General features: G+C 41.8%; 28 protein-coding genes. All 28 read right to left on the bottom strand.

Features of this window, described 5'->3' with window-relative positions:
• Nucleotides 1-2 precede the first annotated feature (2 nt).
• The 28 genes from fliQ to dprA all read right to left on the bottom strand — a co-directional run bounded on the left by fliQ (nucleotide 3) and on the right by dprA (nucleotide 25,299).
• Entirely contained in the window at nucleotides 3-272 is a 270-nt protein-coding gene (fliQ, locus tag ABE28_RS08030; protein WP_064461871.1) for a flagellar biosynthesis protein FliQ, read from the bottom strand.
• A 12-nt stretch (nucleotides 273-284) separates the two neighbouring features.
• The gene (gene fliP, locus ABE28_RS08025) at nucleotides 285-950 is read right to left on the bottom strand and encodes a flagellar type III secretion system pore protein FliP (RefSeq protein ID WP_064461870.1); all 666 of its coding nucleotides are present in this window, start codon (nucleotides 948-950) and stop codon (nucleotides 285-287) included.
• The gene (locus ABE28_RS08020; RefSeq protein ID WP_257390739.1) at nucleotides 947-1,603 is read right to left on the bottom strand and encodes a flagellar biosynthetic protein FliO; all 657 of its coding nucleotides are present in this window, start codon (nucleotides 1,601-1,603) and stop codon (nucleotides 947-949) included. Before ABE28_RS08020 ends, fliP begins: the two co-directional genes overlap by 4 nt.
• A gap of 15 nt (nucleotides 1,604-1,618) precedes the next feature.
• The gene (locus ABE28_RS08015) at nucleotides 1,619-1,981 is read right to left on the bottom strand and encodes a chemotaxis protein CheY (RefSeq protein WP_064461868.1); all 363 of its coding nucleotides are present in this window, start codon (nucleotides 1,979-1,981) and stop codon (nucleotides 1,619-1,621) included.
• 18 nt (nucleotides 1,982-1,999) lie between these two features.
• On the bottom strand, nucleotides 2,000-3,214 hold the full coding sequence (gene fliY / locus ABE28_RS08010; RefSeq protein ID WP_064461867.1) for a flagellar motor switch phosphatase FliY: 1,215 nt from the start codon (nucleotides 3,212-3,214) through the stop codon (nucleotides 2,000-2,002).
• The gene (gene fliM, locus ABE28_RS08005; protein WP_064461866.1) at nucleotides 3,204-4,202 is read right to left on the bottom strand and encodes a flagellar motor switch protein FliM; all 999 of its coding nucleotides are present in this window, start codon (nucleotides 4,200-4,202) and stop codon (nucleotides 3,204-3,206) included. The genes fliY and fliM overlap by 11 nt, the downstream gene beginning before the upstream one ends.
• A 52-nt stretch (nucleotides 4,203-4,254) precedes the next feature.
• Nucleotides 4,255-4,683, bottom strand: coding sequence for a flagellar basal body-associated protein FliL (fliL, locus tag ABE28_RS08000; protein WP_064461865.1), 429 nt, complete (start codon nucleotides 4,681-4,683; stop codon nucleotides 4,255-4,257).
• Entirely contained in the window at nucleotides 4,680-4,916 is a 237-nt protein-coding gene (locus tag ABE28_RS07995) for a flagellar FlbD family protein (RefSeq protein ID WP_373921321.1), read from the bottom strand. The genes fliL and ABE28_RS07995 overlap by 4 nt, the downstream gene beginning before the upstream one ends.
• Before the next feature lie 28 nt (nucleotides 4,917-4,944).
• Nucleotides 4,945-6,210, bottom strand: coding sequence for a flagellar hook protein FlgE (locus ABE28_RS07990; RefSeq protein WP_064461864.1), 1,266 nt, complete (start codon nucleotides 6,208-6,210; stop codon nucleotides 4,945-4,947).
• An 84-nt stretch (nucleotides 6,211-6,294) separates the two neighbouring features.
• Complete coding sequence (locus tag ABE28_RS07985; protein WP_064461863.1) at nucleotides 6,295-6,678, bottom strand: TIGR02530 family flagellar biosynthesis protein; 384 nt, start codon at nucleotides 6,676-6,678, stop codon at nucleotides 6,295-6,297.
• A gap of 12 nt (nucleotides 6,679-6,690) precedes the next feature.
• A complete protein-coding gene (gene flgD / locus ABE28_RS07980) occupies nucleotides 6,691-7,326 on the bottom strand; it encodes a flagellar hook assembly protein FlgD (RefSeq protein ID WP_064461862.1) in 636 nt (211 codons plus the stop codon).
• A gap of 8 nt (nucleotides 7,327-7,334) precedes the next feature.
• Nucleotides 7,335-8,645: a flagellar hook-length control protein FliK gene (locus tag ABE28_RS07975; protein WP_064461861.1), complete on the bottom strand. Its 1,311-nt coding sequence runs from the start codon at nucleotides 8,643-8,645 to the stop codon at nucleotides 7,335-7,337.
• Between the two features lie 16 nt (nucleotides 8,646-8,661).
• On the bottom strand, nucleotides 8,662-9,291 hold the full coding sequence (locus ABE28_RS07970; RefSeq protein WP_083231992.1) for a MotE family protein: 630 nt from the start codon (nucleotides 9,289-9,291) through the stop codon (nucleotides 8,662-8,664).
• Between the two features lie 8 nt (nucleotides 9,292-9,299).
• Nucleotides 9,300-9,743: a flagellar export protein FliJ gene (fliJ, locus tag ABE28_RS07965; protein WP_064461860.1), complete on the bottom strand. Its 444-nt coding sequence runs from the start codon at nucleotides 9,741-9,743 to the stop codon at nucleotides 9,300-9,302.
• The gene (fliI, locus tag ABE28_RS07960) at nucleotides 9,740-11,065 is read right to left on the bottom strand and encodes a flagellar protein export ATPase FliI (protein WP_064461859.1); all 1,326 of its coding nucleotides are present in this window, start codon (nucleotides 11,063-11,065) and stop codon (nucleotides 9,740-9,742) included. Before fliI ends, fliJ begins: the two co-directional genes overlap by 4 nt.
• Nucleotides 11,066-11,067: 2 nt before the next feature.
• Complete coding sequence (fliH, locus tag ABE28_RS07955; RefSeq protein ID WP_064461858.1) at nucleotides 11,068-11,832, bottom strand: flagellar assembly protein FliH; 765 nt, start codon at nucleotides 11,830-11,832, stop codon at nucleotides 11,068-11,070.
• Nucleotides 11,825-12,817: a flagellar motor switch protein FliG gene (fliG, locus tag ABE28_RS07950; protein ID WP_167353389.1), complete on the bottom strand. Its 993-nt coding sequence runs from the start codon at nucleotides 12,815-12,817 to the stop codon at nucleotides 11,825-11,827. Before fliG ends, fliH begins: the two co-directional genes overlap by 8 nt.
• Nucleotides 12,818-12,855: 38 nt before the next feature.
• Nucleotides 12,856-14,454, bottom strand: a complete 1,599-nt coding sequence (gene fliF / locus ABE28_RS07945; RefSeq protein WP_064461856.1) for a flagellar basal-body MS-ring/collar protein FliF — start codon at nucleotides 14,452-14,454, stop codon at nucleotides 12,856-12,858.
• Nucleotides 14,455-14,549: 95 nt separating this feature from the next.
• The gene (gene fliE, locus ABE28_RS07940; protein WP_064461855.1) at nucleotides 14,550-14,858 is read right to left on the bottom strand and encodes a flagellar hook-basal body complex protein FliE; all 309 of its coding nucleotides are present in this window, start codon (nucleotides 14,856-14,858) and stop codon (nucleotides 14,550-14,552) included.
• Nucleotides 14,859-14,880: 22 nt separating this feature from the next.
• The gene (gene flgC, locus ABE28_RS07935) at nucleotides 14,881-15,339 is read right to left on the bottom strand and encodes a flagellar basal body rod protein FlgC (protein WP_064461854.1); all 459 of its coding nucleotides are present in this window, start codon (nucleotides 15,337-15,339) and stop codon (nucleotides 14,881-14,883) included.
• On the bottom strand, nucleotides 15,339-15,734 hold the full coding sequence (gene flgB, locus ABE28_RS07930) for a flagellar basal body rod protein FlgB (RefSeq protein WP_064461853.1): 396 nt from the start codon (nucleotides 15,732-15,734) through the stop codon (nucleotides 15,339-15,341). The genes flgC and flgB overlap by 1 nt, the downstream gene beginning before the upstream one ends.
• An 808-nt stretch (nucleotides 15,735-16,542) precedes the next feature.
• Nucleotides 16,543-17,322 (bottom strand): GTP-sensing pleiotropic transcriptional regulator CodY, encoded by a 780-nt coding sequence (gene codY, locus ABE28_RS07925; RefSeq protein WP_057913419.1) that lies wholly within the window; start codon nucleotides 17,320-17,322, stop codon nucleotides 16,543-16,545.
• Between the two features lie 104 nt (nucleotides 17,323-17,426).
• Nucleotides 17,427-18,836 carry an ATP-dependent protease ATPase subunit HslU gene (hslU, locus tag ABE28_RS07920; protein WP_064461852.1) on the bottom strand — a complete coding sequence of 470 codons (1,410 nt, stop codon included), beginning with the start codon at nucleotides 18,834-18,836 and terminating at the stop codon, nucleotides 17,427-17,429.
• Nucleotides 18,837-18,848: 12 nt separating this feature from the next.
• On the bottom strand, nucleotides 18,849-19,376 hold the full coding sequence (gene hslV, locus ABE28_RS07915; RefSeq protein ID WP_064461851.1) for an HslVU peptidase proteolytic subunit: 528 nt from the start codon (nucleotides 19,374-19,376) through the stop codon (nucleotides 18,849-18,851).
• A gap of 20 nt (nucleotides 19,377-19,396) precedes the next feature.
• The gene (gene xerC / locus ABE28_RS07910; RefSeq protein WP_064461850.1) at nucleotides 19,397-20,299 is read right to left on the bottom strand and encodes a tyrosine recombinase XerC; all 903 of its coding nucleotides are present in this window, start codon (nucleotides 20,297-20,299) and stop codon (nucleotides 19,397-19,399) included.
• A 59-nt stretch (nucleotides 20,300-20,358) separates the two neighbouring features.
• Nucleotides 20,359-21,666, bottom strand: a complete 1,308-nt coding sequence (gene trmFO, locus ABE28_RS07905; protein WP_064461849.1) for an FADH(2)-oxidizing methylenetetrahydrofolate--tRNA-(uracil(54)-C(5))-methyltransferase TrmFO — start codon at nucleotides 21,664-21,666, stop codon at nucleotides 20,359-20,361.
• A gap of 424 nt (nucleotides 21,667-22,090) precedes the next feature.
• Nucleotides 22,091-24,166: a type I DNA topoisomerase gene (gene topA / locus ABE28_RS07900; RefSeq protein ID WP_064461848.1), complete on the bottom strand. Its 2,076-nt coding sequence runs from the start codon at nucleotides 24,164-24,166 to the stop codon at nucleotides 22,091-22,093.
• 251 nt (nucleotides 24,167-24,417) lie between these two features.
• Entirely contained in the window at nucleotides 24,418-25,299 is an 882-nt protein-coding gene (gene dprA / locus ABE28_RS07895) for a DNA-processing protein DprA (RefSeq protein ID WP_064461847.1), read from the bottom strand.
• Between the last annotated feature and the right edge of the window lie 7 nt (nucleotides 25,300-25,306).

Raw genomic sequence — 25,306 nt, 5'->3', positions numbered from 1 at the left:
CCCTACCCTACAAATCGATTCAGGTTTCCGAAAATTTCATTTGCATATGATAATAAGTGGCTCAGCATCCATGGTGCCAGTAAAATGAGTCCCAGCAGGACAGCCACGATTTTCGGAACGAATGCCAAGGTCTGTTCCTGGATCTGTGTAGTCGCCTGAAAAATGCTTACTAAAAGCCCTACAACGAGAGCTATCACCATCAATGGGCCAGCGATGATCAATACCATATAAATCCCTTTTTCTGCTACATCAATAACAAACTCTGCATTCATTTTTTCACCCGCTTAAAAACTCTGTAATAATGACTTCACAACCAAATACCATCCATCGACTAGAATGAAAAGGAGAATCTTAAATGGCAGGGAAATCATGACTGGTGGCAGCATCATCATCCCCATTGACATCAAGACGCTTGCTACGACCATATCGATAACCAAGAATGGAATGAAAATCATAAAGCCAATTTGAAAGGCCGTTTTGATTTCACTGATTGCAAACGCTGGTACAAATGCAGTCAAAGGAATATCCTGTATCGTTTCTGGCTTTTCCACCTTCGCATAGTCCAAAAACAATGCCAAATCCTTTTGTCTTGTATGTGCACTCATGAACTCCTTAAAAGGGATCGAGGCCTGCACATATGCTTCTTCCAAATCAATTTCTTCATTAAATAATGGAGTTAGTGCCTTCTCATTCACTTCCTGAAATGTTGGTGCCATGATGAAGAATGTCATGAAAAGAGCCAGTCCGACCAGCACTTGATTTGGCGGCATCTGCTGTGTAGCTAATGATGTTCTCACAAAGCTCAATACAATGATGATTCTGGTGAAACACGTCATCAGGATCAAGATGCTGGGTGCCAGCGATAAAACGGTCATTAGCAGAACAAGCTTGACGGAAGTGGAGACATTGGTGGGATCGCTGTTATTAAAAAACTCCATGAACTCATTCATTCATCGTCTCTCCCTTTCCTATCAAGCTCTTTAAACAGCTTTTTCCTGTTGACGGACATTCGATCGAGCTGACTTTTGAACTCGGAAGAGAAACTGGCCGGCTCCGATTCACTTTTCTTCAACCACTTATTTTTCAGCTTCATTGCAAGGGCACTTGGCTGCAGCATTTGATCGAGCTTATCGTTATGGTCTTTCAGAAGCTGTTCATATTCCGAAGGATCATCAATTTCTTTCAGGAGCTGGATATTTTCGCCCACCCCGATCACCAATATTCTTCCGCCCACTTTAACGAGCTGGACGGAACGGTTTGCACCAAGGCTCGTACCGCCCAGACTCTCTACTGAATTTGCCTTTTGGTATGATTTATTTTTTTTATTGATGAACTTTAACAATATATAAAGAAGGGCCACCACAAAAATGGTTGCAAATATCATCCTGAGAAATTCCCAAACGGTTATTCCCACTTTGTCAGGATCAGAAGCTTGATTGGTAGATTCCAAGTCTTTTGATTCAGCTTTATCCGCTTTGTCATCCGGCTGTTTATAGGCATCCTTCACCGTTTTATCAATTGCTTCCGCATGGGCCTGTATGGCTCCAGTGAAGAATATTGCTATCATCAATGAGACTTGAAGCCATTTTTTAATAGAAAACAATATGAAGACACCCTCTTAACTTAAGGCTTTATTTATAGCTTCCAATACCCGGTCTGCCTGGAAGGGCTTCACGATGAAGTCTTTCGCTCCAGCCTGGATTGCATCGATGACCATGGCCTGTTGCCCCATTGCCGAACACATAATGACCTTGGCTTGGGGATTGACCTTTTTAATTTCCTTTAACGCCGTAATGCCATCCATCTCCGGCATGGTGATATCCATCGTTACAAGATCGGGATGGGTTTCTTTATACTTGTCCACCGCTTGTGCACCATCTGCTGCTTCTCCAACAATTTCGAAACCATTTTTAGACAGGATATCCTTAATCATCATTCTCATAAATGCTGCATCGTCCACAATTAAAATTCTATTAGCCATTATTCTCTTCCCCCAAATTTATCTGATTTTATTTAATCGTTCACTTTGACTCATGATATCCGTTACACGGACCCCAAAGTTTTCATCGATCACTACCACTTCACCTTTTGCTATCAAGCGACTGTTTACGAGGATGTCGACTGGCTCTCCTGCCAATTTGTCCAATTCGATGATTGAACCAGAGGATAGCTCCAAAATATCCTTTACAGATCGCTTCGTTCTTCCAAGTTCCACCGTTACTTGCAGCGGGATATCCATCAGCATGCTAAGATTTTTCGATTCAGACTCTTGAAGCTGATAGGGCTGGAAACTAGTGAAACTGGCAGGCTGCACATTCACCGGTGGGCCTGATGGCGCCGGTGATGCCCCAAAGTGTTGCGGAACATTCGGGCTTTGACTTGCAGGCTGCGTCTGATAGCCACCATGCAGATAAGCGTCATTTGCCGGTGGCTGATTCATTCCGGTATTCTGGACACGTTCAGGCTCAGGCACTGGATTGTGTGCCAAAGGTTCGTTTACTACGTTTTCCGTCTGCATTTCGACCTCTTCGTTTGTCCCATTCAATAGTTCAGAGACTAACCCTTTAGCGAAATCCAAAGGCAGCAGCTGCATAATGCTGGAATCGATTAATGTACCGACACGAAGGCGGAATGAGATTTTTGCAAACAAATCTTCATTCGGTATAGCATTTTCACCTTCACCATTCAAGAAATTAAGCAGGTCTATGCTTGGCGGGGAAATATCGACCTTTTTACTGAAAATGGTCGACATTGATGTCGCCGCAGAGCCCATCATTTGGTTCATCGCTTCCTGCACAGCACTCAACTGAATTTCCCCCAGCATGTCTGAAGGATTAAGCCCATCACCGCCAAGCATTAAATCGGCAATGATAGCCGCATCGCTTTGTTTGATGACCAACATATTAATGCCTGAAAAACCTTCCGTATATTGCACTTGTATCGCTACATACGGATGCGGGAATTCTTCTGCAATCTGTCCCCTTTCTATCAAGGTTACCGTCGGTGTTGTGATATCCACTTTCTGATTCAACAAAGTCGATAAGGCCGTGGCCGAACTTCCGAAAGAAATGTTACCAATTTCACCGAGAGCGTCCAGTTCCATCATCGATAAATACTCGTCAATCGAAAGAGGGCTCACCTCATCTTCCATGTCACTTGTACCTTTTAAAAGGGCATCTATCTCGTCTTGCGAAAGCATTTCATCACTTACCATCTTCGTCTCCCCCTTTCAAAATATCAAGAATCTGGATGGCGTGCTTTTTACCTACTTTTCCTGGCTGGCCTCTATATTTAGGGATTCCGCCGACTTTAATCGTCAAAGGTTCCTCGATTGCCTTGTTTAAGTCGATCACATCACCAACATCCAATAGCAAAAAATCCTGGATGGTGATATCGGTAGAACCAAGCTCAGAAACAATCGGAAGGTCTGCACTTCTGATCCTCTTTTCTAAGATCATGATTTCCTCAGGGATTTTTTCCTTTTGTGCATTTTCCATCCAATAATGAGCTGATAACTTCGGTATGATCGGCTCCAGGACGACATGAGGAATGCATACGTTGATCATCCCGCTCGTTTCGCCAATTTGTGTATTCAATGAAATGACCACTACCGTATCATTGGGCGAAACCAATTGAAGGAATTGCGGATTCACCTCGAACTCTGTCATCACCGGTTCAATTTCTACAATCGTCCCCCATGCCTCCTGCAAATTATCAAAAGCCTTTTCGAATAAATTAGACATGATTCTCGTTTCTATTTCCGTTAAACTATCCACTTTATTCACGCTTATGCCCCGCCCTCCCAACACTCGATCCATCATGGAATACGCGATATTCGGGTTGACCTCAAGAATGATACGGCCATCCAAAGGGGGCACCTCAAACACATTCAGGATCGTCATTTTGGGAATGGAACGGATAAACTCTTCATACGGGATTTGATCTGCTGAAGCAACGGATATTTGAACATACGTCCTTAGTTGTGCCGAAAAGTACGTGGTCAGCAATCTTGCAAAGTTTTCATGTATCCTGGTCAGGCTCCTGATTTGATCCTTTGAAAACCGGAGTGCCCTTTTGAAGTCATACACTTTCACTCTTTTTTCCAGTTCTTCCTTCTTTAAATCGTCTGCATCCATTTCACCGGTGGAAATGGCCGATAGCAAAGCATCGATTTCATTTTGCGATAATATTTCCCCGGACATTAACATTCACCTCCAAAGCTTCCCCTTCTTTTTTAATGAAGCAAGGATGTTGTTATTGAAGAATCGAGGAGGTTATATAAACCTTTTCAACTTTTCCTTCTTCCATTAATTCATTCATTCTATCCTTTAATACATTTTGTAATTTTTCTTTACCTTTTTTACCGGTTAGTTCTTCCGCTTTCATTTCGGACAGTTCGGTAATGATGATATTTTTCATCTGAAAACTTCTTTTTTCCAACTCTTCTTTTGCCTTTTTATTTTCCGTTTGGACCATAAATGAGATTTTGATATAATCATTGCCGTCAAGATTCGTTGTGATTTCGGGAATTTCAACAGATGATTTGACTATTTCGTCAATGCTAGGTTTAGCTTCAGCAGATGTGGGCTCAGATAATTTTGTCACTACCACCATTGCAATGACACCAACAAGAGTTATGGCCACAAGTATAATCAGCATAATAGTCATTAGATTTTTTTTCATGTTCCTTCCTCCACATCATTCCTGAATCCGAGAATATTTACGGTACGATAAAATTGTATGATAGCTTCGACCATTTCCTCTTCCTTCTCAAGTACCACGATTTTTTTGTTATTTGTAAAGGTGATGGTCGTATCAGGCAATGATTCGACTGTGTCTATGTACAATGCATTGATGTGAAAGCATTTTCCATTGAGTCTTGTAACTTTGATAATGATATTTAGGAGCCAGAGCAATAAGCACCTGGCTCCTCCCTCCCTTAACCTATCTTTTTAAATTAACTAACTCTTGTAAAATTTCATCCGATGTCGTGATGATCCTGGAATTCGATTGAAAACCGCGTTGGGCAACGATCATTTCAGTGAACTCTTCGGATAGATCGACATTGGACATTTCCAAAGAACCTGAAGCAATCACGCCGCGTCCCTCACCTGGGATATTGATGTTCGCTGTGCCTGAATTGATTGATTCCTGAAAAGTATTACCGCCAGTTTTCGTCAAGCCTGAAGAATTGGAAAATTTGGCAACCGCCAGCTGGCCCAAAGTAGTGATCAGGCCGTTCGAATAAACGCCGTTCACTTCCCCTGCTGCACCAATATTGAAACTTTCCAGTTTTCCTTCTTTATTACCATTAGGATTGACTAATGCAGTAGTAGATCCTTTCATTTGGGTGAGCTTTGAGAAATCAAAATCCAATTGAGCCTTTTGTACGCTTTCATCAGCTGGTGTATTCGTGTCATCCTCTTTGCCGCTTGTTATGTTAATCGTTTTGTTTGGCTGGTTTTTGTCAGCGGCCACGAGCTGGCCATTCGCGTCGAAATTCAACGAAGTGAACGGTTTTGGACTAGTGCCTGATGTATCCCCAAGTGCCGCAGGCTCTGCATCAAAGACGTTCCATTTATTATTGCTCGCCTTCTGGAAATATATTGTGGCCGTTTGTTCTTTTCCCTTTGCATCCACCACTTTAATTTGCTGGCTGAATACGGAACCGTCTATGGCATCAGCAGCAAGATTTTCACTTACTGAAATTTTCGTAGTGGTTACTGCAGGTAAAATTGCATTGACGTTAACAGCGACATCTCCAATCGTTTGTGAGCGTTTTCCGTTTTCATCAACTTTGTAAGCTTGTACTTTCAACCCATTCGCGTTTACAAGAGTACCATTATCATCCAAATAAAAATTCCCTGCCCGTGTATAGGAAAGTGCATCGCCTTGCTTGACCACGAAATAGCCATCGCCAGATATCCCCAAGTCAAGATCCCGACCGGTCGTTTGTAGGCTTGATTGAGTATGGATCGTATCAATCGTAGCGATCGTGGAGCCCAATCCTATTTGTTTGGAGTTAGTCCCCCCCCGATTGGGTGTAGCTGCGCTTGCACCGGATATCGTTTGATTCATCGCATCGCTGAATGTCACACGGCTTTTTTTGAAACCGTAAGTATTGACATTGGCGACGTTATTGCCGATTACATCCAATTTTGTTTGTAAGTTTTTTAATCCGCTTATTCCAGAATACATTGAACGAAGCATTTAAAAGCTCCCCTTTCTTTTTTGCGACTGCTTCCGTCAATCCACAGTCCAGGCTTCCTATAGTAGGTCCGGCCTATCAATCTATTAATCCAAAATGATGGTTCCATTAATGTTCGTGAAAATTTGCGATGACGCTTCATCCCTGTCCATGACCGTAATGACTTTGTTGTTTTTCGTACTTATTATGAGCGCTGCATTATCTGTAATGATAAGAGATTCGGTCACGCCCATTTTTTTCGCTTCATTTGCTTTGCCTTCTATTTTTCCCCACGTTTGCGGCGCTATTTGGATATTTCTTTCATTCATCCGCATTTGCGCATGTTTACTTATGGTCAATTTTTCAGTAGGGGAAACGGCAGCTTGAAAATGGTGCTGAAATCCTTGTTGGATTATCGGCTTTTGGCGTAAGGGTAACTTTGGTTGTGACAACACGTGAGCGGGATTTGCTTGAAAACCAAGTTTATTCATTCTCCCGCCCCTTTATGGTTTAGCAATTTCAAGCAGCTGCTCGTAGGATAGCTTGGTTTTGCTTTCATCATCGACTTCAATTTGCAGTTTGCCCTTATTCATGGATACCGAGACAACGATGGCTGACGAGTCGCCATTTTTTTCATCCTTCCAGCTAACACGTTTACCGATTAACTCACTGGCCGCAGTTAGGCTATTCGATGTGGCGCTTGATTGTTCCATGGCCGAAATATTGGCTGGTGTAAGTTTTGTACCATCCTCCAAGATGAAATATACATTCTCACCCTTATATTGAATCGATTTGACGATACCCTTTCCTTCTTCTATCGCAAGGTTATCATCACTCTCATCCAATTTATGCCATGTGACTTCTTTTCCAACGAACGAGTTATAGTTCATTAAACTATTCTGTTGATTGATTCCGATGATTTCATCCATTTTGGTTCCCAAATTCATCATCTGTTCGAGTGATGAAAAAGTCGCCATCTGGGCAATGAATTCCGTATTGTCCATTGGACTTGAAGGATCTTGGTTTTGCAGCTGGGTGAGCAGTAATTTCAAAAAATCATCTTTTCCTAATGCGTCGCCCGTGTTTCTTTTATCTTGTTGATTATTCGATAATAAAAGGGATGTATCTATGGTCGTCATATTTTCACCTACACTTCCATATTTAGCAGAGCTTCAGCAAGGGAGCCTGTAAATTCGCTTTCCGTCTCATCTTTGCTTTCTTCCTTAGGCTCTTGTTGCTGATGCCGTTCATCCGCATCCTTCTGCAAGAATTTCTCTGAATTGAAAGCAGTGATGGCTTGGGATATTTCAATTTTTTCAATTTGGATGTTTTGCCCGCTGAAGGCTTGCTTTAATCCATGAATCTGCTTCTCGAGCATATCCTTTGCCTGTGCCGTAGTGGCCAAAATCCTAGCAGACAACAAACCGTCCTTTTGAATCAACTCGATTCTAAGTGTTCCAAGATGTTCGGGGTTCAATCGAATCAACAGTTTATTTACACCGTTATGAGCATTGAAATTAGCCTTGCCCAAAATATTTCCGAATTGCTTAACGAATTCTTCTTGACTGACATTTTGCCCCCCTTTTGAAGCAGTCAGTACAAATTGTTCCAGCTTTGTCATGATCAGAGGAATAGCTGAGCCTTGTAAATTGCCGCCATCGACAGTTTTTAACGCCACGCCGTTATTGGTTATAGCTTCCTTACTTATCTTCTCACTTGCTGTTATTGGTAAGAATGCGCTTTTCAGGATGGCGCCTTGGTTATATCGCGCTGTCCCCAAAAAGTTGGTTTGATCAGGTTCTGGATTTGTTTTTTTCTGATTGGACAGCCATTTCTCAAGCCTTCCCGTTATTCCTTCAAGAAGGTTTTTCATTTGCTTCTGGATGACCGCTTCATCTTGTGTCATATCTTTATTCTCTGATAGGAGATCCTGGATTTTCACCAGTTTCAATAAATTCGCTCCTCCAGGCATCGGCAGATTTTGCCATTCTGCTTCACTGAACTCCGAGACTTTTTTTAGAAGTGTATATAGTTCCATGACATCGGCCGGAATCACGGTTTGTGAATTCATGTCCAAGTCTTCCTGCTCTTGTCCTGAATCCAGCTCCTCTATGCTGGCAAGGAATTCGGAAAGGCTATTTTCAGCGTTTCCGGTTACCTTTTTTAGAACCTGTAAAAGTTGATTGCTTATCTCTTCTTTTGTATTTCCTGCAACAACTGCTTCATCCTCTTCGCCCATCAACGGGCCGCTTTTCAAAAAATCAAGCAATTCCCTTAATGCGGACAATCTTTCCTCAGGGACGTCAAGTGGCTGTTTTTCGGATGTTAGGGACGCTCCAGACCCTACAGCAGATTGAAGCACTGAGCCAAAACCGGAATCAAGTGGCTGGTTTGGCTTTGGCGATACGTTTAAACCTGCGGATACAGAAGGGAGAAAAGAATTGATCGCTGAATTCATCCATCATTCACCTCCTTCATCTTTCCTCCTGCGTGCTTTGTTCAGCAAGCTTCTTCGTTAACCTTGCAGCATCTGCTGTTGACATGTTCTCCAACACCTTGGCTAATGTGGCTGCCTTCATGCTTGAGAGAATTCCCAGTGCGTCTTGGTCATTCATTTCCGTAATGATCGGTGCAGATTTTTTAGGCGCCATCGTTTCGTATGTTCGGATGATATCCTTGAACGCCTTATCTTTACCGGTTTGGCTTTCCTTGAGTTGGTTCATTTCCATTTGAAGCTGCTGCTTTTCCGCTTCTGCCTTTTCAATGGACTTGTCACGTGTATCGATGATACCTTCAAGCTTGTCTATCTCTTTTTGCTTGTTTACAATTTCCGTTTCTAGCTTTTCCAGCTTGATGGAGACTTTCTCATCATTCCGGGCTTCATTTCCTCGATCTTCATCCTTCTTATCCGAAGTAATGAAGGGAATTTTTGCGGACATATCCTTGGCCTTTTCCGCCACATTGACCCCTGCAACTGTTAATACGATCAATGCTACAGTTACAGCAAAGATTAAAGGAATGAAAATGACAAGAAACCATTGAAACTTACTTATCTTGCTTTCTTCCAATTCTTCCATTCCATTAGTTTCGCTTTTTTTACGCATTCTATCACCTAACGCCCTTTGCTTAAGAATTGACGGATTGATATTTCATCCATTTGTTTATTCTCAGCTTCCTTTATGACATCCAGGAATTTAAGAAAATCATTTTCTTTCATTTTTTCGTACTTTTTCACCTCAATATTTCTTGCCATTAATGCATCCTGCTGAACATTCATCTTATATCTCGATTCAATCACTTCCTGTTGGCAATGGCTCAACAGTATTTCCAGGTTATCCATGAATAATTGATGATGCCGAATCTCCTGAATCGATAATCCGTTTCGCAGCTTTTCCTGCTGGAACTCAAGCAACTCTTCTTTTTTCTTTAAGAGTCGATATAATTTCTCTGCCACTTCTTCAAATTTTTTTAAAGAAGCATTATATTTAGCAAGTGCATCATTTTTTTCTTTTTCTTTAATGGTCAGGATCTTCTCGAATTTATATTGATAAATCATGACTGATCACCTTTCTCCATCAATTCAATAAGGGCGTTGATGCTATCATCCTTGGCAGCTTTTTCATGAGTCCCCTGCTTTAAGAAAGATATGATTTCCGGATAGCAAGCAATCGAGTCATCAATTTGTTTTGAGGATCCTCTTTTATAAGCGCCTATATTGATCAAATCTTCCGACTCCATATAAGTCGAAAGGTTGGCACGTAATTTTTCTGCGGATTTCTTATGCCTTTCATGAACAATATTATTCATGACCCGACTAATACTCTTCAAGATGTTGAGAGCTGGGAACTGTCCTTTATTGGCTAGATTACGGTCAAGTATGAAGTGACCATCCAAAATCCCCCTCACTGCATCGGCAATCGGCTCATTCATGTCATCACCATCGACGAGTACTGTATAAAAAGCTGTAATCGTTCCTAATTGATTCGTCCCCGTTCTTTCCAAAAGTCTAGGCAGGATGGCGAAAACGGATGGCGTATACCCCTTTGTCGTCGGCGGTTCGCCAATAGCAAGTCCAATTTCCCTCTGCGCCATCGCCACCCTTGTGACCGAGTCCATCATCAGCATTACGTTCAACCCTTTGTCACGGAAGTATTCGGCAATTGCCGTTGCCGTTAATGCCCCTTTTATCCTCATCAATGCCGGCTGATCAGACGTCGCGACAACAACGATTGACCGGGCTAGTCCTTCTGGCCCAAGATCCTTTTCGATGAATTCACGAACTTCACGACCACGTTCCCCGACAAGGCCGATTACGTTCAAATCAGCCGTCGTATTCCTTGCCACCATGCCGAGCAATGTACTTTTCCCAACTCCGCTCCCTGCAAAGATACCAACACGTTGTCCTTTTCCGACTGTTAATAAACTATCAATCACGCGGACCCCTACGTCTATCGGTTCATGTATGGGAGGCCGTTTCATTGGATTAGGCGGATCTTGATCAACCGGAACCGTAGCGAGCCCTTTTGGAAGCAGGGATTCATCAATTGGCTGCCCCAATGGATCGACCACCTTTCCGATTAATCCGCTGCCTACCTTTATCTCGAGGCTTCGTCCGCTTCCTTCAACGATGCACCCTGGTGATATATCACTAACTGCCGTAAATGGCATTAAAATGACCATCTCATCACGAAATCCGACAACTTCTGCCAAAATGCGATTTTTCTTTTTTTGTATACCCGTGTATATATAACAAACATCACCTACAGAGCTTTCAGGACCTTGAGATTCTATCATGAGCCCTACGACCCGTTTGACCCGTCCATAATGCTTGAATGGATCGACTTCGTCGACCAAGGGCAATAGATCCCTAGCTTTCATCTTTATTCCCCTTCCAGCAATTCAGTTAGTTTCGTTTTGATTACCTCTAGCTGACTATCGACGCTGGCATCGATCCTTCCATTTTCGGATTCGATAATACAGCTGTTTTCATCAAGCTCATCGTCAGGAAAGATATACAATTCCGTATCCTTTGGAAAGATTGCAAGCAGCTCTTCCTTATGAGTAAGAATCGATTGATAGCGAATAGGATGAATATGCAATTGCACTTCCCGATAATCCCTCACCTCTTTGATCGCCTTCTTGACGATCGATAAAAAAGGCGCATCGTCTTTTTCTATCTCGATCCCGATAATTGTCGCCGCCACCTTCAAGGCAAGGTCCAAAATTACGGTTTCCGATGATTCGATATGCTGCCGATAGTCTTTTTTGGAGGATTCCACCACTTCTTTTGCAAAGACGATCTCACCAGCAATTTCGTTATAGCCCTTTTGGATGCCATCTTCTACACCTTGCTGATAGCCTTCTTTTTGGGCTTGCTCGATATACATCGGTTTTTCTTGATTATCCCAGTTCTCGCGCTCCTTTTGGATTTCGGCAGCAATCGCTCTCGCTTCTTGCTGAGCCTCCAAAATTATCACTTCAGCTTCCTGTTTGGCATGATTAATAAACTCATCCGATGGAAAATGGTGAATGTCATTCCCCGTATCTTCATTTCCCTGTTGAAAAAAATCAAAAGGACGAACCTTTATCGTAATTTTCTTACTTTCCTCTCGTTGTGCCTGCTGGGATTTTATGATCCTAGACAATGATATCATCCCCTCCGCCACGGGCAATCACGATTTCTCCAGTTTCCTCCAGACGGCGAATGACGGCAACGATTCTTGATTGTGCTTCTTCAACATCACGCAAACGTACAGGTCCCATATATTCCATTTCTTCCTGGAACGTTTCGACCATCCGTTTTGACATATTTCGGAATACGATTTCCTTCACTTCATCGCTTGCCACTTTAAGGGAAAGTTTGACGTCCTCGTTTTCGGATTCCCTGACTACACGCTGGATCGCTCTGCCATCAAGGGTCACAATATCTTCAAAAACAAACATCCGTTTCTTGATTTCCTCGGCAAGTTCGGGATCTTGAATTTCGAGTGCATCCAAGATGGTTCGTTCCGTTGAGCGATCCACCCCATTCAATACATCGACAACCGCCTCAACTCCGCCTGTCTGCGTATAATCTTGAGTCACGGTCGCAGATAGTTTCCTTTCGAGTATTTGCTCCACTTCATTGATGATCTCCGGAGAGGTGCTATCCATTAAAGCAATCCTTCTCGCAATATCGGCCTGTACCTCTTGCGGGAGCTCAGACAAAATCTGGCCAGCTTGTGCTGGATCTAGGTACGACAAAATCAATGCGATGGTCTGCGGATGTTCATTCTGGATGAAATTCAAGATTTGGCCAGGATCTGCCTTTCTTGCAAAATCGAATGGGCGAACTTGTAAGGAAGATGTCAGCCGGTTAATGATGGCCGCTGCCTGATCCGATCCTAATGCCTTTTCAAGCACCTGCTTCGCATACCCTATGCCGCCTTGGGAAATGTAATCCTGAGCTAATGCAATGTTGTGGAATTCATCAAGGATCTCCTCTTTCTCATTGGAGTCCACTTTTCTAACTCCCGAAATTTCAAGGGTCAATCTCTCAATTTCCTCTTCAGATAGATGCTTATATACGGATGCTGAAACATCCGGCCCTAAAGAAATAAGAAGGATGGCGGCTTTCTGTTTGCCGGTCAATCCGGCCTTTTTTTTCTGTCTGTCACTTGCCCAGCCTCCTAATCTTCCGCTATCCAGCTTCTTAATAATTTTGCAAATTCATCCGGCTTTTCTTTTGCCAGTTTCTCTAGTTGTTTTCTTTTTAAAGATGCTTCCGTTTCTTTTTCCTTGTTTAAATCCGGAACATCGAATACGACTTCTTCTTCTTCTTCAACCACGTATTCCTCTTCCATTTCGGATTGCCTGCGCGAACGGAAGAATAAGATTAAGAGAATGGTAATGACAAGTATTAGCACTCCGCCAACGATGTAAGCCCAAATCGGCAATGACGAACTTGCTTCCTCTTTCGGCAATTTCATTTTCCCATTAAACGGTTGAACGGAAATCGCTATTTTATTCGTAAGTTCTTCGTCAGTCAGCTCTTCCCCTTCAGCTTTTTTCTCGATTGTCGTTCGTATTATCGTCCCAAGGATTTGGGTAATATCATCCACACTCTGTTGCGATAAGGAATTGGGGTCATTTGCCTTCGGAGGCTCGACCATGACCTGTATGCCCAAGTCCTTCACCTTATATGGACTTCCCACTATTTCCTTCTTGATCCGGTTCACTTCACTATTTATCTTTTCATCCACTTTTTCATAATCACCAGATCCGCTATCGCCTGAAGAGTAGGATGTCAATGAATCTGAAGAATCCTCACTTTGCGGAACGCCGCCAGCAGCCGCTGCATCCCCGCTATACGATTCATTAATCCTTTGCGCAGAAATCTCGATTCCTGCCATGTTTTCTTTATCGACAGGTTCTACTAAATTCTCTTCCCTGTTTTCTTGAGTGAAATCGATATCTGTCGTGACGGAAACGACCACTTTATCTTGGCCCATTATCGTCCCGAGCATATTTTGCACTTGCCTTTGAATATCTCGTTCTATTTCTTTCTTTATTTCGTTTTGAGAAGCAAATGCCGACGCAAAAGAAGAATTTTCATTTTCAAGATCATAGTACTGAAAATCTTGGTTCATGATGACGATATTATCTGTAGGTAGGTTCGGGACACTTTTTGAGACAAGATGATAAAGCGAATTGATTTGGTTTTCTTCAAATTTATATCCCGGTTTTGTATTCAGCACAATGGATGCCGACGCTTCTCCGGCTGCATCACTTACAAACACACCTTTATCAGGAAGGGTGATCATCACGCTTGCATCCTCTACCCCATCAATTTTCTTTATTAAACTGGCCAGTTCCGTTTGCATCGAGTCCAATTTAATGACATTGAATTCATTTTCGGTCATCCCGATACCAGCACTTTGGCTAAAAAAGGAATAATCGATATTTCCCGAATCCGGAATCCCTTCCGCCGCCAATTCCACTTTTAGTGTATCCACGCTTTCTTCAGGAACTTTTATCGTCGTACCATTTTCCGTAATTTCGTTTTTGATTCCTTGGCTGTCCAAGTTCTCTTTGATGCTCCCCGTTTCCGAAGGAGTTAAATTGGAATACAAGGGTACCAGCGTCGTGCGCGTGGTTAAGATGGACGCAGCCGCAATGATGATGATCATTAAAGCGACGGAACCAACCATCATCATTTTTTGTTTTTTGCTCCGGCTCGCCCAGTAAGCAGTTATTTTATTTTTCACATTCATAAGTGCATCATTCATTTAAATCCCCCGGTCAGTCTTTGAATTTATGATGGGGGATGCATATCCCCCCGGTCATTTTTTCCCTATAAAAAATGAGGTTTTCTAAATGAATGCTAAATACTCATTCTCATCATTTCCTGGTAGGCTTCAACCACCTTATTCCGAACCTCTAATGTAGCCTGCATCGTAATGCTGGCTTTTTGTGAAGCTATCATCACCGAATGGAGCTCGACATCTTCTCCATTCGCCAGCCTGGTCGTCAGGTCATCTGATGCCACTTGTGTCTCGTTGACTTTATTCATTGACTCTTTTAATACGGTCGCAAAATTTTGCTGTGCTTCGTATGGTGTATTAATCTTGGTTTGTTCCTTTTTCAATACATTACCGGCATTGCCGACAGGCGAAAGCGAAATTCCCTCCATATCAACATTCTCCATTCATTGTTTATTTACCTATTTCCAATGCTTTCATCATCATTCCCTTTGATGCATTCAATACGGTCACATTTGCCTCGTATGTGCGCGTGACGCTCATTAAATCCACCATTTCCCTCAGTGGGTCCACATTTGGCATTTCAACGTACCCATCTTCATTGGCATCTGGGTGATCCGGATTATAATCCAGTTTAAAGGGGGTTTTATCTTTTACGATTTCCGTCACCTTGACACCACTGCCCACCCCGCTTGTTTTTTGGAATGCAGCATTCAGGAAACTGGAAAATCCCTCTTCCTTGCTTTGCAGCACGACCGCTTTTCTTGTGTAAGGCTTCCATGTTTTCGTTTCCGCATCATATTCGCCTCTGGTCGTTTCCGCATTAGCCATATTTGCAGAAATCACATCCATCCTCAACCTCTGACTGGTGAGGCTCGATCCGGTCATATTCATACTTTGGAAAATCCCCATCACTTACCTCCTTTAATTACATTTTCCAATGATTGAAACTTCCCTGATATCCTGTCGGATACGGCATTGTAATAAATTTGATTGGCGGCAAGATCCGTCATTTCCTTATCAACATCGACACTGTTGCCGTTATTGTTATATTGAACATTTTTCTTTGTCACGATTGTTGATGCCTGACCGCCTTCAGAGTCAAAGGCGAAATGCCTTGCATCTGTGCGATATGACTTTAATGAAGAATCGAGCTCCGCTTTAAAGGAGTGTGTTTTTTCGACGTCTTTAGCTTTATAGTTAGGTGTATCCGAATTTGCCATGTTCTGTGAAATGACCTTTTGTTTTGTGTTAGCATAATTAAGAGCATTCTCAAGTGATCGAAAGGTATTTGAAAATAGTTCCATATCATTAACCTCTTTCTTTTTATAACAAAAAATTTCTTTTTTATTAAATTAATCCAATTCATTTAGAGTTTTAATTTTAAAGAAACAACATAACTATGTCTATAAACATTTCACAGACTTTAGACCTATTATAGTCGAAAAATGTCACAAATTGCTCAAATTTGACGATATTATTAGTATTATTAAAGGGTTAATATTACGGTATATTACATTTTGTTAGGGTATTCTACATTTTAACCATATTTTACTTCTATTAGCTTATTTATCATATCGAAAAACGTATCCATATACCTGATACTTTAGAACTAATTTTATAATTTATTTAAAGTAATTTTTTCCATTTCACTCATTCAATCCTTTTATTAGTAAGGACTTTGTCAAAAAAACTAAAGTTTTACATATATTCAGTTTTTTAAAAAAATCAATTTCCCCAAGTTGAACATCCATTCGACAAATTTGACAGCTGCAGAAAAACGACTCTCCTTCGAAGGAAATTCCCAAAAAACCACTCATCGATTATCCCGTTAGTTAAATAGTTATAATAATATAATTACCCTTTTCAAGAAGAATTTAACTGTTCAATATAGAAAACACACCTATTATCACATCATCCTCAACGCAATATAATACGAAATACCTCTTTTGTTAAAGGACTGTAGGCAAATGGTATTCTCACTAAAGGGTTAAACTTAAATGGATTGCATCGAGACAGGTAAATCATGCACACAAAAAAAGTAGGCGAACTCGGTCTTCATCGAGTTCGCCTACTTTCTGAGGCAGCCCATTTGCAGGGACTGCCTTTTTGATATTAATTATTTTTTAGTTTTTCTAATTCCAGTAGGAATTTATCGTTCAGTACTTTGATATAAGTACCCTTCATTCCAAGGGAACGTGATTCAATGACCCCTGCACTTTCCAATTTCCTTAGTGCATTAACGATAACGGAACGAGTGATACCCACGCGGTCTGCGATTTTGGATGCAACAAGCAGACCTTCATTTCCTTTTAGCTCTTCGAAGATGTGCTCGATAGCTTCCAATTCACTATAAGATAACGAGGAAATGGCCATTTGAACGACAGCCTTGCTACGAGCTTCCTCTTCAATCTCTTCTGATTTCTCACGAAGGATTTCCATTCCGACTACAGTCGCACCATATTCAGCCAAAATTAAATCGTCATCATGAAATTTTTCCTGTAAACGGGCAAGAACCAATGTTCCTAAACGCTCTCCTCCACCCATGATTGGTACGATTGTTGTTAATCCTGTTTTGAAAAGCTCTTTGTTTTCCACTGGGAAAGCAGTATATTCGCTCTCAATATCAAGATTGGAAGATGTTTCAGGAATATTGAACAAGTTGTTTGTGTACACCTCAGGGAATTGTTTATCTTCCAACATCTTGTACATGCGTTCATTTTCAATTTGTTGACTTACAGCTATTCCCAGTAATTTACCGCGGCGGCTGACAACGAATACATTCGCTTCGATAACTTCACTTAAGCTTTCTGCCATTTCTTTAAAGTTAACGGCTTTACCTGCTGCCTTTTGGAGCATTGCATTAATTTTTCTTGTTTTTGCTAATAAATTCATTTGATTTGTTCCTCCTAAAAATACCATGGTTCACATAACTATGAAGTTGTATTTCCGTAATTGTTTGTTCATTACATCGGCAAATTTTTGCCATTATTCCGTTCTTAAAGGATAAACTGGCTTAAATCTTTGTTCCTGGCGATAGTACCTAGCTTTCCTTCGACATATTGTGGTGTAATCGTGATCTTCTCCATCGTGATTTCGGGAGCTTCAAACGACAAGTCTTCAAGCAGCCGTTCTAAAATGGTATGAAGCCTTCTTGCACCAATATTGTCTGTATTTTGATTTACCTCGAAGGCCACTTCAGCTATCTTACGAACAGCATCGTCAGAAAATTCAATTTCTATACCTTCAGTTTCCAACAAAGCAACATATTGTTTTAATAAAGCATTATCTGGTTCATGGAGAATTCGCACAAAGTCATCAACAGTCAGTTTGTTCAATTCCACACGGATTGGAAATCTCCCCTGCAGTTCAGGAATAAGATCGGATGGTTTTGCAATATGGAAGGCGCCTGCCGCAATGAAAAGAACATGATCCGTCTTAACTGAACCATACTTCGTCACGACCGTCGAACCTTCTACAATAGGCAATATATCCCTTTGCACACCTTCTCTTGAGACATCCGCTGAAGAACTGCCAGACTGCTTGCTGGCAATTTTATCGATTTCATCGATAAAGATGATCCCATTTTGCTCAGCACCGTAAACGGCTTCTGAAGTGACATCATCCATATCAATCAATTTGCCCGCTTCTTCATTTGTTAAAACGATTCTTGCTTCACTTACTTTCAATTTGCGCTTTTTACTTTTTTTCGGCATCAAGCTGCCCAAAGCATCTTGCATATTCATCCCCATTTGTTCCATTCCCGAACCTTGGAGCATATCAAACATTGAAGCAGACTGTTCTTCCACTTCAACCGTGATCATTTCACTTTCCAACTCACCATTAGCCAGCTTTGCAGCAACGATTTTTCTTTTTTCCTGCAAACTCAAATCTTCGGAATTTTCTTCCGTGTCCTGTACATCTTGATTGTTATTGCCACCAAAAAAGACTTCAAGAGGGTTTTTGAAATTACTCTGTTTTTTCGCAGATGGCGCCAATAACTCAATTAAACGGCGGTTGGCATTTTCTTCAGCACGTTCTTTTACGCTTGCCATCTTCTCTTCCTTCACGAGGCGTACGGAAGTCTCTACCAAATCACGGACCATGGATTCTACATCCCGGCCGACATATCCGACTTCCGTAAATTTCGTTGCTTCAACTTTTACAAAAGGAGCACCTACCAATTTAGCCATTCTCCGAGCTATTTCTGTTTTCCCGACGCCTGTCGGTCCAATCATTAATATGTTTTTCGGAACGACTTCATCACGAAGTTGATCCGAGAGAAGGGAGCGTCGGTAGCGATTGCGCAGAGCCACTGCCACTGCCCGTTTCGCATCACGTTGCCCCACGATATACTGATCCAGTTTTTCAACGATTTGCCTCGGTGTTAAATTAGCTTTATTTGACATTTGCGCTCCTCCTTACAACTCTTCCACGATTATGTTCGTATTCGTAAACACACAAATTTCCGCTGCAATTTGTAAAGATGATTGGGCAATTTCCTTTGCAGATAAATCCTCACTGGAAAATCGTATCAATGCCCTGCCGGCAGCAAGTGCATAATTGCCTCCTGATCCGATGGCGAGAATCCCATCATCAGGTTCTATGACTTCCCCCGTACCGGAAACGAGCAGCAAATGGTCCTTATTCATGACGACAAGCATGGCTTCCAGCTTTCTCAATACATTGTCACTTCTCCATTGCTTTGCCATTTCTACGGCTGCCCGCTGAAGATTGCCATTATACTCTTCAAGCTTTGCTTCGAACATCTCAAATAAGGTGAATGCATCTGCAACTGAACCTGCGAAACCTGCAAGGACATTACCATTGAAGATTTTCCTGACCTTTCTTGCCGTATGCTTCATCACTACTGAATTTCCTAAAGTAACCTGCCCATCACCGGACATGGCGCATTCACCTTTATGATGCACTGCAAATATCGTTGTCATAAAGTGTCCCCTTTCAACATTTAAGCCCGTGGATGTGTTGCATTATAGACTTTTTTTAATTGGTCTTTTGTAACATGCGTATACACTTGCGTCGATGAAATTTTGGAATGACCAAGCAATTCCTGAACGGTACGAATATCTGCCCCATTATTCAAAAGATGGGTTGCAAAGGAATGCCTAAGCATATGGGGATGAAGACTTCCCTCCGCGGCTGACTTTTTAATCAATTCATTCAATATATAGCGAACTCCCCTAGGTGTCAGAGGGTCTCCACGAAAATTAACGAATAAATAAACATGCGCCTTGGCGTCAGACGAAGTCATTTCCATCCTGGCTGTACGTATGTATAACTCTATCGCTTCCAGAGCATATTTACCAACCGGAACGTAGCGATCTTTTTTCCCTTTCCCATGCACCAATGCTGTACCAAGGGACAGATCGATATCCTGCAGCTTAATCTCACAGCATTCACTTACCCGAATGCCAGTCGCATACAGTAATTCCAGTAAAGCATTGTTCCTTTTTCCTATCGGTGAATCTTTCTTTAAAGAAGAAAACAACAATTCCATTTCCTTCTCATAAAGAAATCGTGGCAGTTTTTGATCCTTTTTAGGTAAAGAAACAAGAGAAAAAGGATTATCCTTCACATCGCCTTCACGTAATAAGAATTTATAAAAACTCCGCAAGCAAGATGTTTTCCTTGCTACAGTGCGCTTAGAAAGTTTTTTCTCATATAAACTCGTTAAAAATAACCGGACATCAAAATATTCAACAGAGGTGATATCCGTAATTCCCTGTTCATTAAGAAACAGGAAAAATTCGAGAATATCACGTTTGTAGTTTTCAATGGTGTAATGTGAACTGTTTTTTTCAATTTGTAAATATTCGATGAAGGATGATAATGCCTTTTTTTGATTCATCATGGAAACACCTCGCAAAGGCTAATAAATAGTATCATACTTTAAAACGGCAGGCAAATATTTTACAAATTTTTCACAAAGTTCTGAATTGTGTCCAAAGCTCGCTTAGCGTGCGTTTCGTTCCGTTCTTTTTTGGATTTGATCCTCACTTCAAGGTCTGGAAGCAGTCCAAAGTTGGCATTCATCGGCTGAAAGCTCTTTCCGTTTGTCGATGTTATGTACCTTGCCATGCTTCCCATTGTCGTCTCAGCCGGGAACACGGCAGGTTCCAGGCCTTGAACGATTCTTGCTGCATTTATCCCAGCTATCAACCCTGATGCGGCGGATTCGACATAGCCCTCTACACCAGTCATCTGACCTGCAAAGAATAAATCATCCCGATTTTTAAATTGGTACGTAGGCTTCAGAACGTTAGGTGAATTGATGAAAGTGTTACGATGCATAACTCCGTAACGGACAATTTCCGCATTTTCCAATCCTGGTATGAGCCGTAATACTTCTTTTTGCGGGCCCCATTTTAAATGTGTCTGAAAACCAACAATATTGTAAAGAGTACCCGCTGCATCATCTTGGCGCAATTGAACAACTGCGTAAGGTCGTTTACCTGTTTTGGGATCTTCTAACCCAACTGGCTTCAATGGACCGAATAACATCGTTTTCTTCCCACGCGACGCCATCACTTCAATCGGCATACATCCTTCAAAAAAGATTTCTTTTTCGAATTCTTTAAGTGGGACCGTTTCGGCAGAAATCAACGCCTCATAAAAACGATCAAATTCTTCCTCCGTCATCGGACAATTCAAATAAGCGGCTTCCCCTTTATCATAGCGGGATTTTAAATATACCTTATCCATGTCGATGCTGTCCTTTTCAAGAATGGGAGCGGCAGCATCATAGAAATACAAATATTCTTCATCCATGATTTGCTTTAAACTGTCAGATAGAGACTGACTTGTAAGCGGACCTGTCGCAATGATGGTAGGGCCATCAGGAATCTTTGTCATCTCTTCATTAATGACCGTTACATTCGGGTGATTCTTCACTCGTTCCGTTACCAGACCGGCAAATTCATGGCGATCGACAGCCAGTGCACCTCCGGCAGGTACGGCACAGGCATCTGCTGCGGACATGATGACCGAATCAAGCATTCGCATTTCTTCTTTTAATACTCCGACTGCATTTGTTAACGTATTTGCCCGAAGTGAGTTGGAACAAACAAGTTCGGCGAATTTATCGGTATGATGAGCTGGCGTTTGTTTTACCGGACGCATTTCGTATAAATCCACTTTAATTCCTCTTTTTGCTAACTGCCAAGCCGCTTCGCTTCCTGCAAGCCCCGCACCGATTACACTTACTTTTGTTTCTTTCATTTTCCGAACCTCCATGTATAGATATGATAAGACAGGATTATTTATCATTAAAATTACATTCCCAAAACGTTTCACTTTTAACGATATCTATGTATTTATACTTAGAAATACCTACTCCCACTGATATTATAAATCATACGCCTTTGATAAGGCATTCCACTTGCAAACCCTTTTTTCCTAAACGGATAACTTGGCGCAAAGAGGAATTATATCTTTAAAGGAATACACTTGTCCACTGAATTTTACATCACATGGCCCAAATAAAAAAGTTTCATGTTCCATCCATTTTCTTCTTGGGAAGTATATGTGTCCGTTACCATGATACCATACTTCGAGAAACATAAAGAAACTCGGCATATGCCGAGTCGGTTTATATATTAAGTTTTCTTCCTGACGCAGGTAAAAAGGACCATCTTGATTAACTCTACGCTTGGGGCGTTTCTTTGAAATCACAATCCATGCACTGGACCTGAACACCTTTTTTGAGTTTTTTCTCAACAAGTGTGCCCTCACATTTCGGACAGCTACGGGGAAGGGGCTTATCCCAAGAAATGAAGTCACATCCAGGGTAGGTGTCACAACCGTAAAATATGCGGCGTTTTTTACTCTTCCGTTCGATGATGTTTCCTTCTTTACATTTAGGGCATTTCACACCGATCTCTTTAACGATTGGTTTAGTGTTACGGCAATCCGGGAAATTACTGCATGCCATGAACTTCCCGTAGCGCCCCATTTTAAAGACCATTTCATGGCCACATTCCGTGCAATCTTCTCCAGCTGGCTCATCTTTAATCTCGATTTTCTCCATTTCGACTTCTGCTTTTGCCAAATGGATCGCAAATTCTCTATAAAATTCATCAATTACCTTAATCCATTCGACACTGCCTTCTTCTACGCTATCGAACTCCTGCTCCATCTTGGCCGTGAACTCGGCATCAAGTATATCAGGGAAGAATTCACGAATCAATTCAAGGACAATTTCACCTAGCTCCGTCGGGATGAATCGTTTATTATCCAAGGTAACATAGCCCCGTTTTTGAATCGTATCCAAGGTAGGTGCATATGTTGAAGGCCGACCTATACCGAGCTCCTCTAAGGTTTTGACTAGCCGGGCTTCAGTATAGCGGGGAGGCGGCTGTGTGAAATGCTGCTTTGGCTCGACATCTTTTGAAAAGAGCTGATCGCCTTTTTTCACATCTGGAAGGGCATTCTCCTTTTCTTCCACAGAGTCATCCGAACCTTCCACATATACCTTCATGAAACCCGGGAACTTAATTTTGGAACCATTGGCCCTGAAAATAACATCGCCATTATGAAGGTCAATGCTCATTGTATCCATGACGGCCGAAGACATCTGGCTCGAAACGAACCGTTCCCAGATTAGTTTATATAGACGGAATTGATCTCTGGACAAGTACTCCTTGACTATATTCGGTTCCCGTAATGTGCTGGTTGGGCGAACGGCTTCATGCGCGTCTTGGGCATTGGTCTGTTTTTTCTCTTTGCGCTGCTCGGCCTGAACATAATCCTTCCCATAACTATTTTGGATGAAGGTATGGGCTTCCTGTTTAGCGATATCGGAAATTCGGGTCGAGTCCGTTCTCATATAAGTGATTAAACCAACTGTCCCTTCCTTTCCAAGCTCGATACCTTCATAAAGCTGCTGGGCAAGCATCATCGTTTTCTTCGCTCGGAAATTCAACTTACGGGCCGCCTCTTGTTGAAGGGAAGAAGTCGTAAAAGGCGCTGCCGGATTACGTTTCCTTTCCTTTTTAGCAACCGCCCCAATCGTGAATTCGCTGCCGTTTAAAGAAGCGAGGACTTTTTTGACGTCCTCTTCGGTGTTCAATTCTTTCCGCTCTCCGCCAAGACTGAAAAAGGAACCTTCAAATTGTTCTTTTCCTTTCACGAAATCCGCCTTGATTGTCCAATATTCTTCCGGGTTAAAATCTTTGATTTCTTTCTCCCGGTCGATGATCATCCTTACAGCAACCGATTGGACCCGTCCAGCACTTAAGCCTTTTTTCACTTTTTTCCATAACAGCGGACTGATATTGTATCCGACCAAGCGATCCAAAATCCTTCTAGCCTGTTGTGCATCAACCAATTTCATGTTGATTGGTCTCGGTGATTTAAATGATTCTTTGATCGCCTCTTTCGTGATCTCATTGAATACCACGCGGCAATCGGAATTAATGTCGACATCGAGACTGTGAGCCAAATGCCAAGCAATGGCTTCACCCTCTCTGTCGGGGTCAGCTGCGAGATATATTTTTTTCGCTTTTTTTGCAGCGGTTTTCAATTCTTTTAAAACCGGGCCTTTGCCACGGATCGTTATATATTTAGGTTCATATTCATGTTCAACATCGACGCCCATTTGGCTTTTCGGCAAATCTCGTACATGCCCCATGGAAGCCTTTACTTTATATTTTTTTCCCAAGTAACGTTCTATCGTTTTCGCCTTAGCAGGCGATTCCACAATCACTAAATATTCTGACATCCAATAAATCCTCCTCAAAGAGGTAATATAAATCTTCACTATTATTAATCATTCAAAAATCATTTGTCAACACCCCAATACTTTTCAAAGGGGATTGACTTAGATAATGCTTACCATTTTGTTAAGAGATTCCATTTGCAAAACTTATAACAGTTTTACAATATTTTCAACCCTTTTGTCTAATATTTCAACCCATACAGCTTAAAATCACCTTATTTTACTAATTCACCTGATGGTTTACCGCCTATCTTCTATATTATATTGCGAAAAAATTCTTCCTCGATCTGTTTAGAACTTAAAACAAGTTTGGCTCCATCGGAAATCAATTGATTAGTCCCAAGGGATTCCGGACTAGTTACATTACCTGGAAGCGCAAATACTTCCCGCCCCTGTTCCAAAGCAGCTTGGGCCGTAATAAGGGAACCGCTTTTTTCTTTTGCCTCAACAATGAACACTCCTTGTGATAATCCACTGATGATTCGATTCCTAAGCGGGAACATCCATGGTTCCGCTCTCATTTCCGGTGGGGTTTCAGAAATGAGTACCCCTTTATCAATAATTTTCTCAGCAAGAGGAATGTTTGACTTTGGGTATATTTGCATAAGCCCACCTCCCAAGATTCCGACCGTATCCCCGTCCGCATTTAACGTGATTTCATGCGCCCTTGAATCGATTCCCGCCGCAACACCACTGATGATGACATATTTTTTCTGTGCAAGGGGGAATAAAATCGTTTGTAAGGCCTTCAGTCCGTACGAGGTGGGCTTACGCGTCCCAACGACACCTAGCGTATTCCTCCTCCCTAAAAGCTTCTTATTGCCCTTATAATAAAGAACCCAAGGGGGATCGTATATTTGCTTCAGTAAAAAAGGATAATCCTCATCAAGGATCGTTATACAATGAATATGGCTATCTTCATATTTCTTGAGCTTATCTAGTGTATTGAGAGAATGTAAATCTTCGAGAAAGAGGTTAAGCTTATTGGAAGGTATAGGGAGCAATTTTACCCATTCATTGCGGCTGGTTGTAAAGAGGGAAGTAAGAGATGGATCATTCGACATGATTGTTTGGATCGTTTTCCATCCTGCACCACGGCAATGATGGAGGTGAATCAACTTTTCTATTCTATTCAATGAAAGC

Origin of the sequence: Peribacillus muralis (genome assembly GCF_001645685.2) — a bacterium.
GTDB classification, from domain to species: Bacteria; Bacillota; Bacilli; order Bacillales; family DSM-1321; genus Peribacillus; species Peribacillus muralis_A.
The sequence above is the reverse complement of the archived record's forward strand: the minus strand, read 5'-3'. Positions and strand labels throughout refer to the sequence as shown.

Bases quoted from the DNA above. Each gene is read 5' to 3' on its own strand.
- fliQ (WP_064461871.1), bottom strand. From the start codon at position 272: ATGAATGCAGAGTTTGTTATTGATGTAGCAGAAAAAGGGATTTATATG.
- fliP (WP_064461870.1), bottom strand. From the start codon at position 950: ATGAATGAGTTCATGGAGTTTTTTAATAACAGCGATCCCACCAATGTC.
- ABE28_RS08015 (WP_064461868.1), bottom strand. From the start codon at position 1,981: ATGGCTAATAGAATTTTAATTGTGGACGATGCAGCATTTATGAGAATG.
- fliY (WP_064461867.1), bottom strand. From the start codon at position 3,214: ATGGTAAGTGATGAAATGCTTTCGCAAGACGAGATAGATGCCCTTTTA.
- fliM (WP_064461866.1), bottom strand. From the start codon at position 4,202: ATGTCCGGGGAAATATTATCGCAAAATGAAATCGATGCTTTGCTATCG.
- fliL (WP_064461865.1), bottom strand. From the start codon at position 4,683: ATGAAAAAAAATCTAATGACTATTATGCTGATTATACTTGTGGCCATA.
- ABE28_RS07990 (WP_064461864.1), bottom strand. From the start codon at position 6,210: ATGCTTCGTTCAATGTATTCTGGAATAAGCGGATTAAAAAACTTACAA.
- ABE28_RS07985 (WP_064461863.1), bottom strand. From the start codon at position 6,678: ATGAATAAACTTGGTTTTCAAGCAAATCCCGCTCACGTGTTGTCACAA.
- flgD (WP_064461862.1), bottom strand. From the start codon at position 7,326: ATGACGACCATAGATACATCCCTTTTATTATCGAATAATCAACAAGAT.
- ABE28_RS07975 (WP_064461861.1), bottom strand. From the start codon at position 8,645: ATGAATTCAGCGATCAATTCTTTTCTCCCTTCTGTATCCGCAGGTTTA.
- ABE28_RS07970 (WP_083231992.1), bottom strand. From the start codon at position 9,291: ATGCGTAAAAAAAGCGAAACTAATGGAATGGAAGAATTGGAAGAAAGC.
- fliJ (WP_064461860.1), bottom strand. From the start codon at position 9,743: ATGATTTATCAATATAAATTCGAGAAGATCCTGACCATTAAAGAAAAA.
- fliI (WP_064461859.1), bottom strand. From the start codon at position 11,065: ATGAAAGCTAGGGATCTATTGCCCTTGGTCGACGAAGTCGATCCATTC.
- fliF (WP_064461856.1), bottom strand. From the start codon at position 14,454: ATGAATGATGCACTTATGAATGTGAAAAATAAAATAACTGCTTACTGG.
- fliE (WP_064461855.1), bottom strand. From the start codon at position 14,858: ATGGAGGGAATTTCGCTTTCGCCTGTCGGCAATGCCGGTAATGTATTG.
- flgC (WP_064461854.1), bottom strand. From the start codon at position 15,339: ATGGGGATTTTCCAAAGTATGAATATGACCGGATCGAGCCTCACCAGT.
- flgB (WP_064461853.1), bottom strand. From the start codon at position 15,734: ATGGAACTATTTTCAAATACCTTTCGATCACTTGAGAATGCTCTTAAT.
- codY (WP_057913419.1), bottom strand. From the start codon at position 17,322: ATGAATTTATTAGCAAAAACAAGAAAAATTAATGCAATGCTCCAAAAG.
- hslU (WP_064461852.1), bottom strand. From the start codon at position 18,836: ATGTCAAATAAAGCTAATTTAACACCGAGGCAAATCGTTGAAAAACTG.
- hslV (WP_064461851.1), bottom strand. From the start codon at position 19,376: ATGACAACGATATTTGCAGTGCATCATAAAGGTGAATGCGCCATGTCC.
- xerC (WP_064461850.1), bottom strand. From the start codon at position 20,299: ATGATGAATCAAAAAAAGGCATTATCATCCTTCATCGAATATTTACAA.
- trmFO (WP_064461849.1), bottom strand. From the start codon at position 21,666: ATGAAAGAAACAAAAGTAAGTGTAATCGGTGCGGGGCTTGCAGGAAGC.
- topA (WP_064461848.1), bottom strand. From the start codon at position 24,166: ATGTCAGAATATTTAGTGATTGTGGAATCGCCTGCTAAGGCGAAAACG.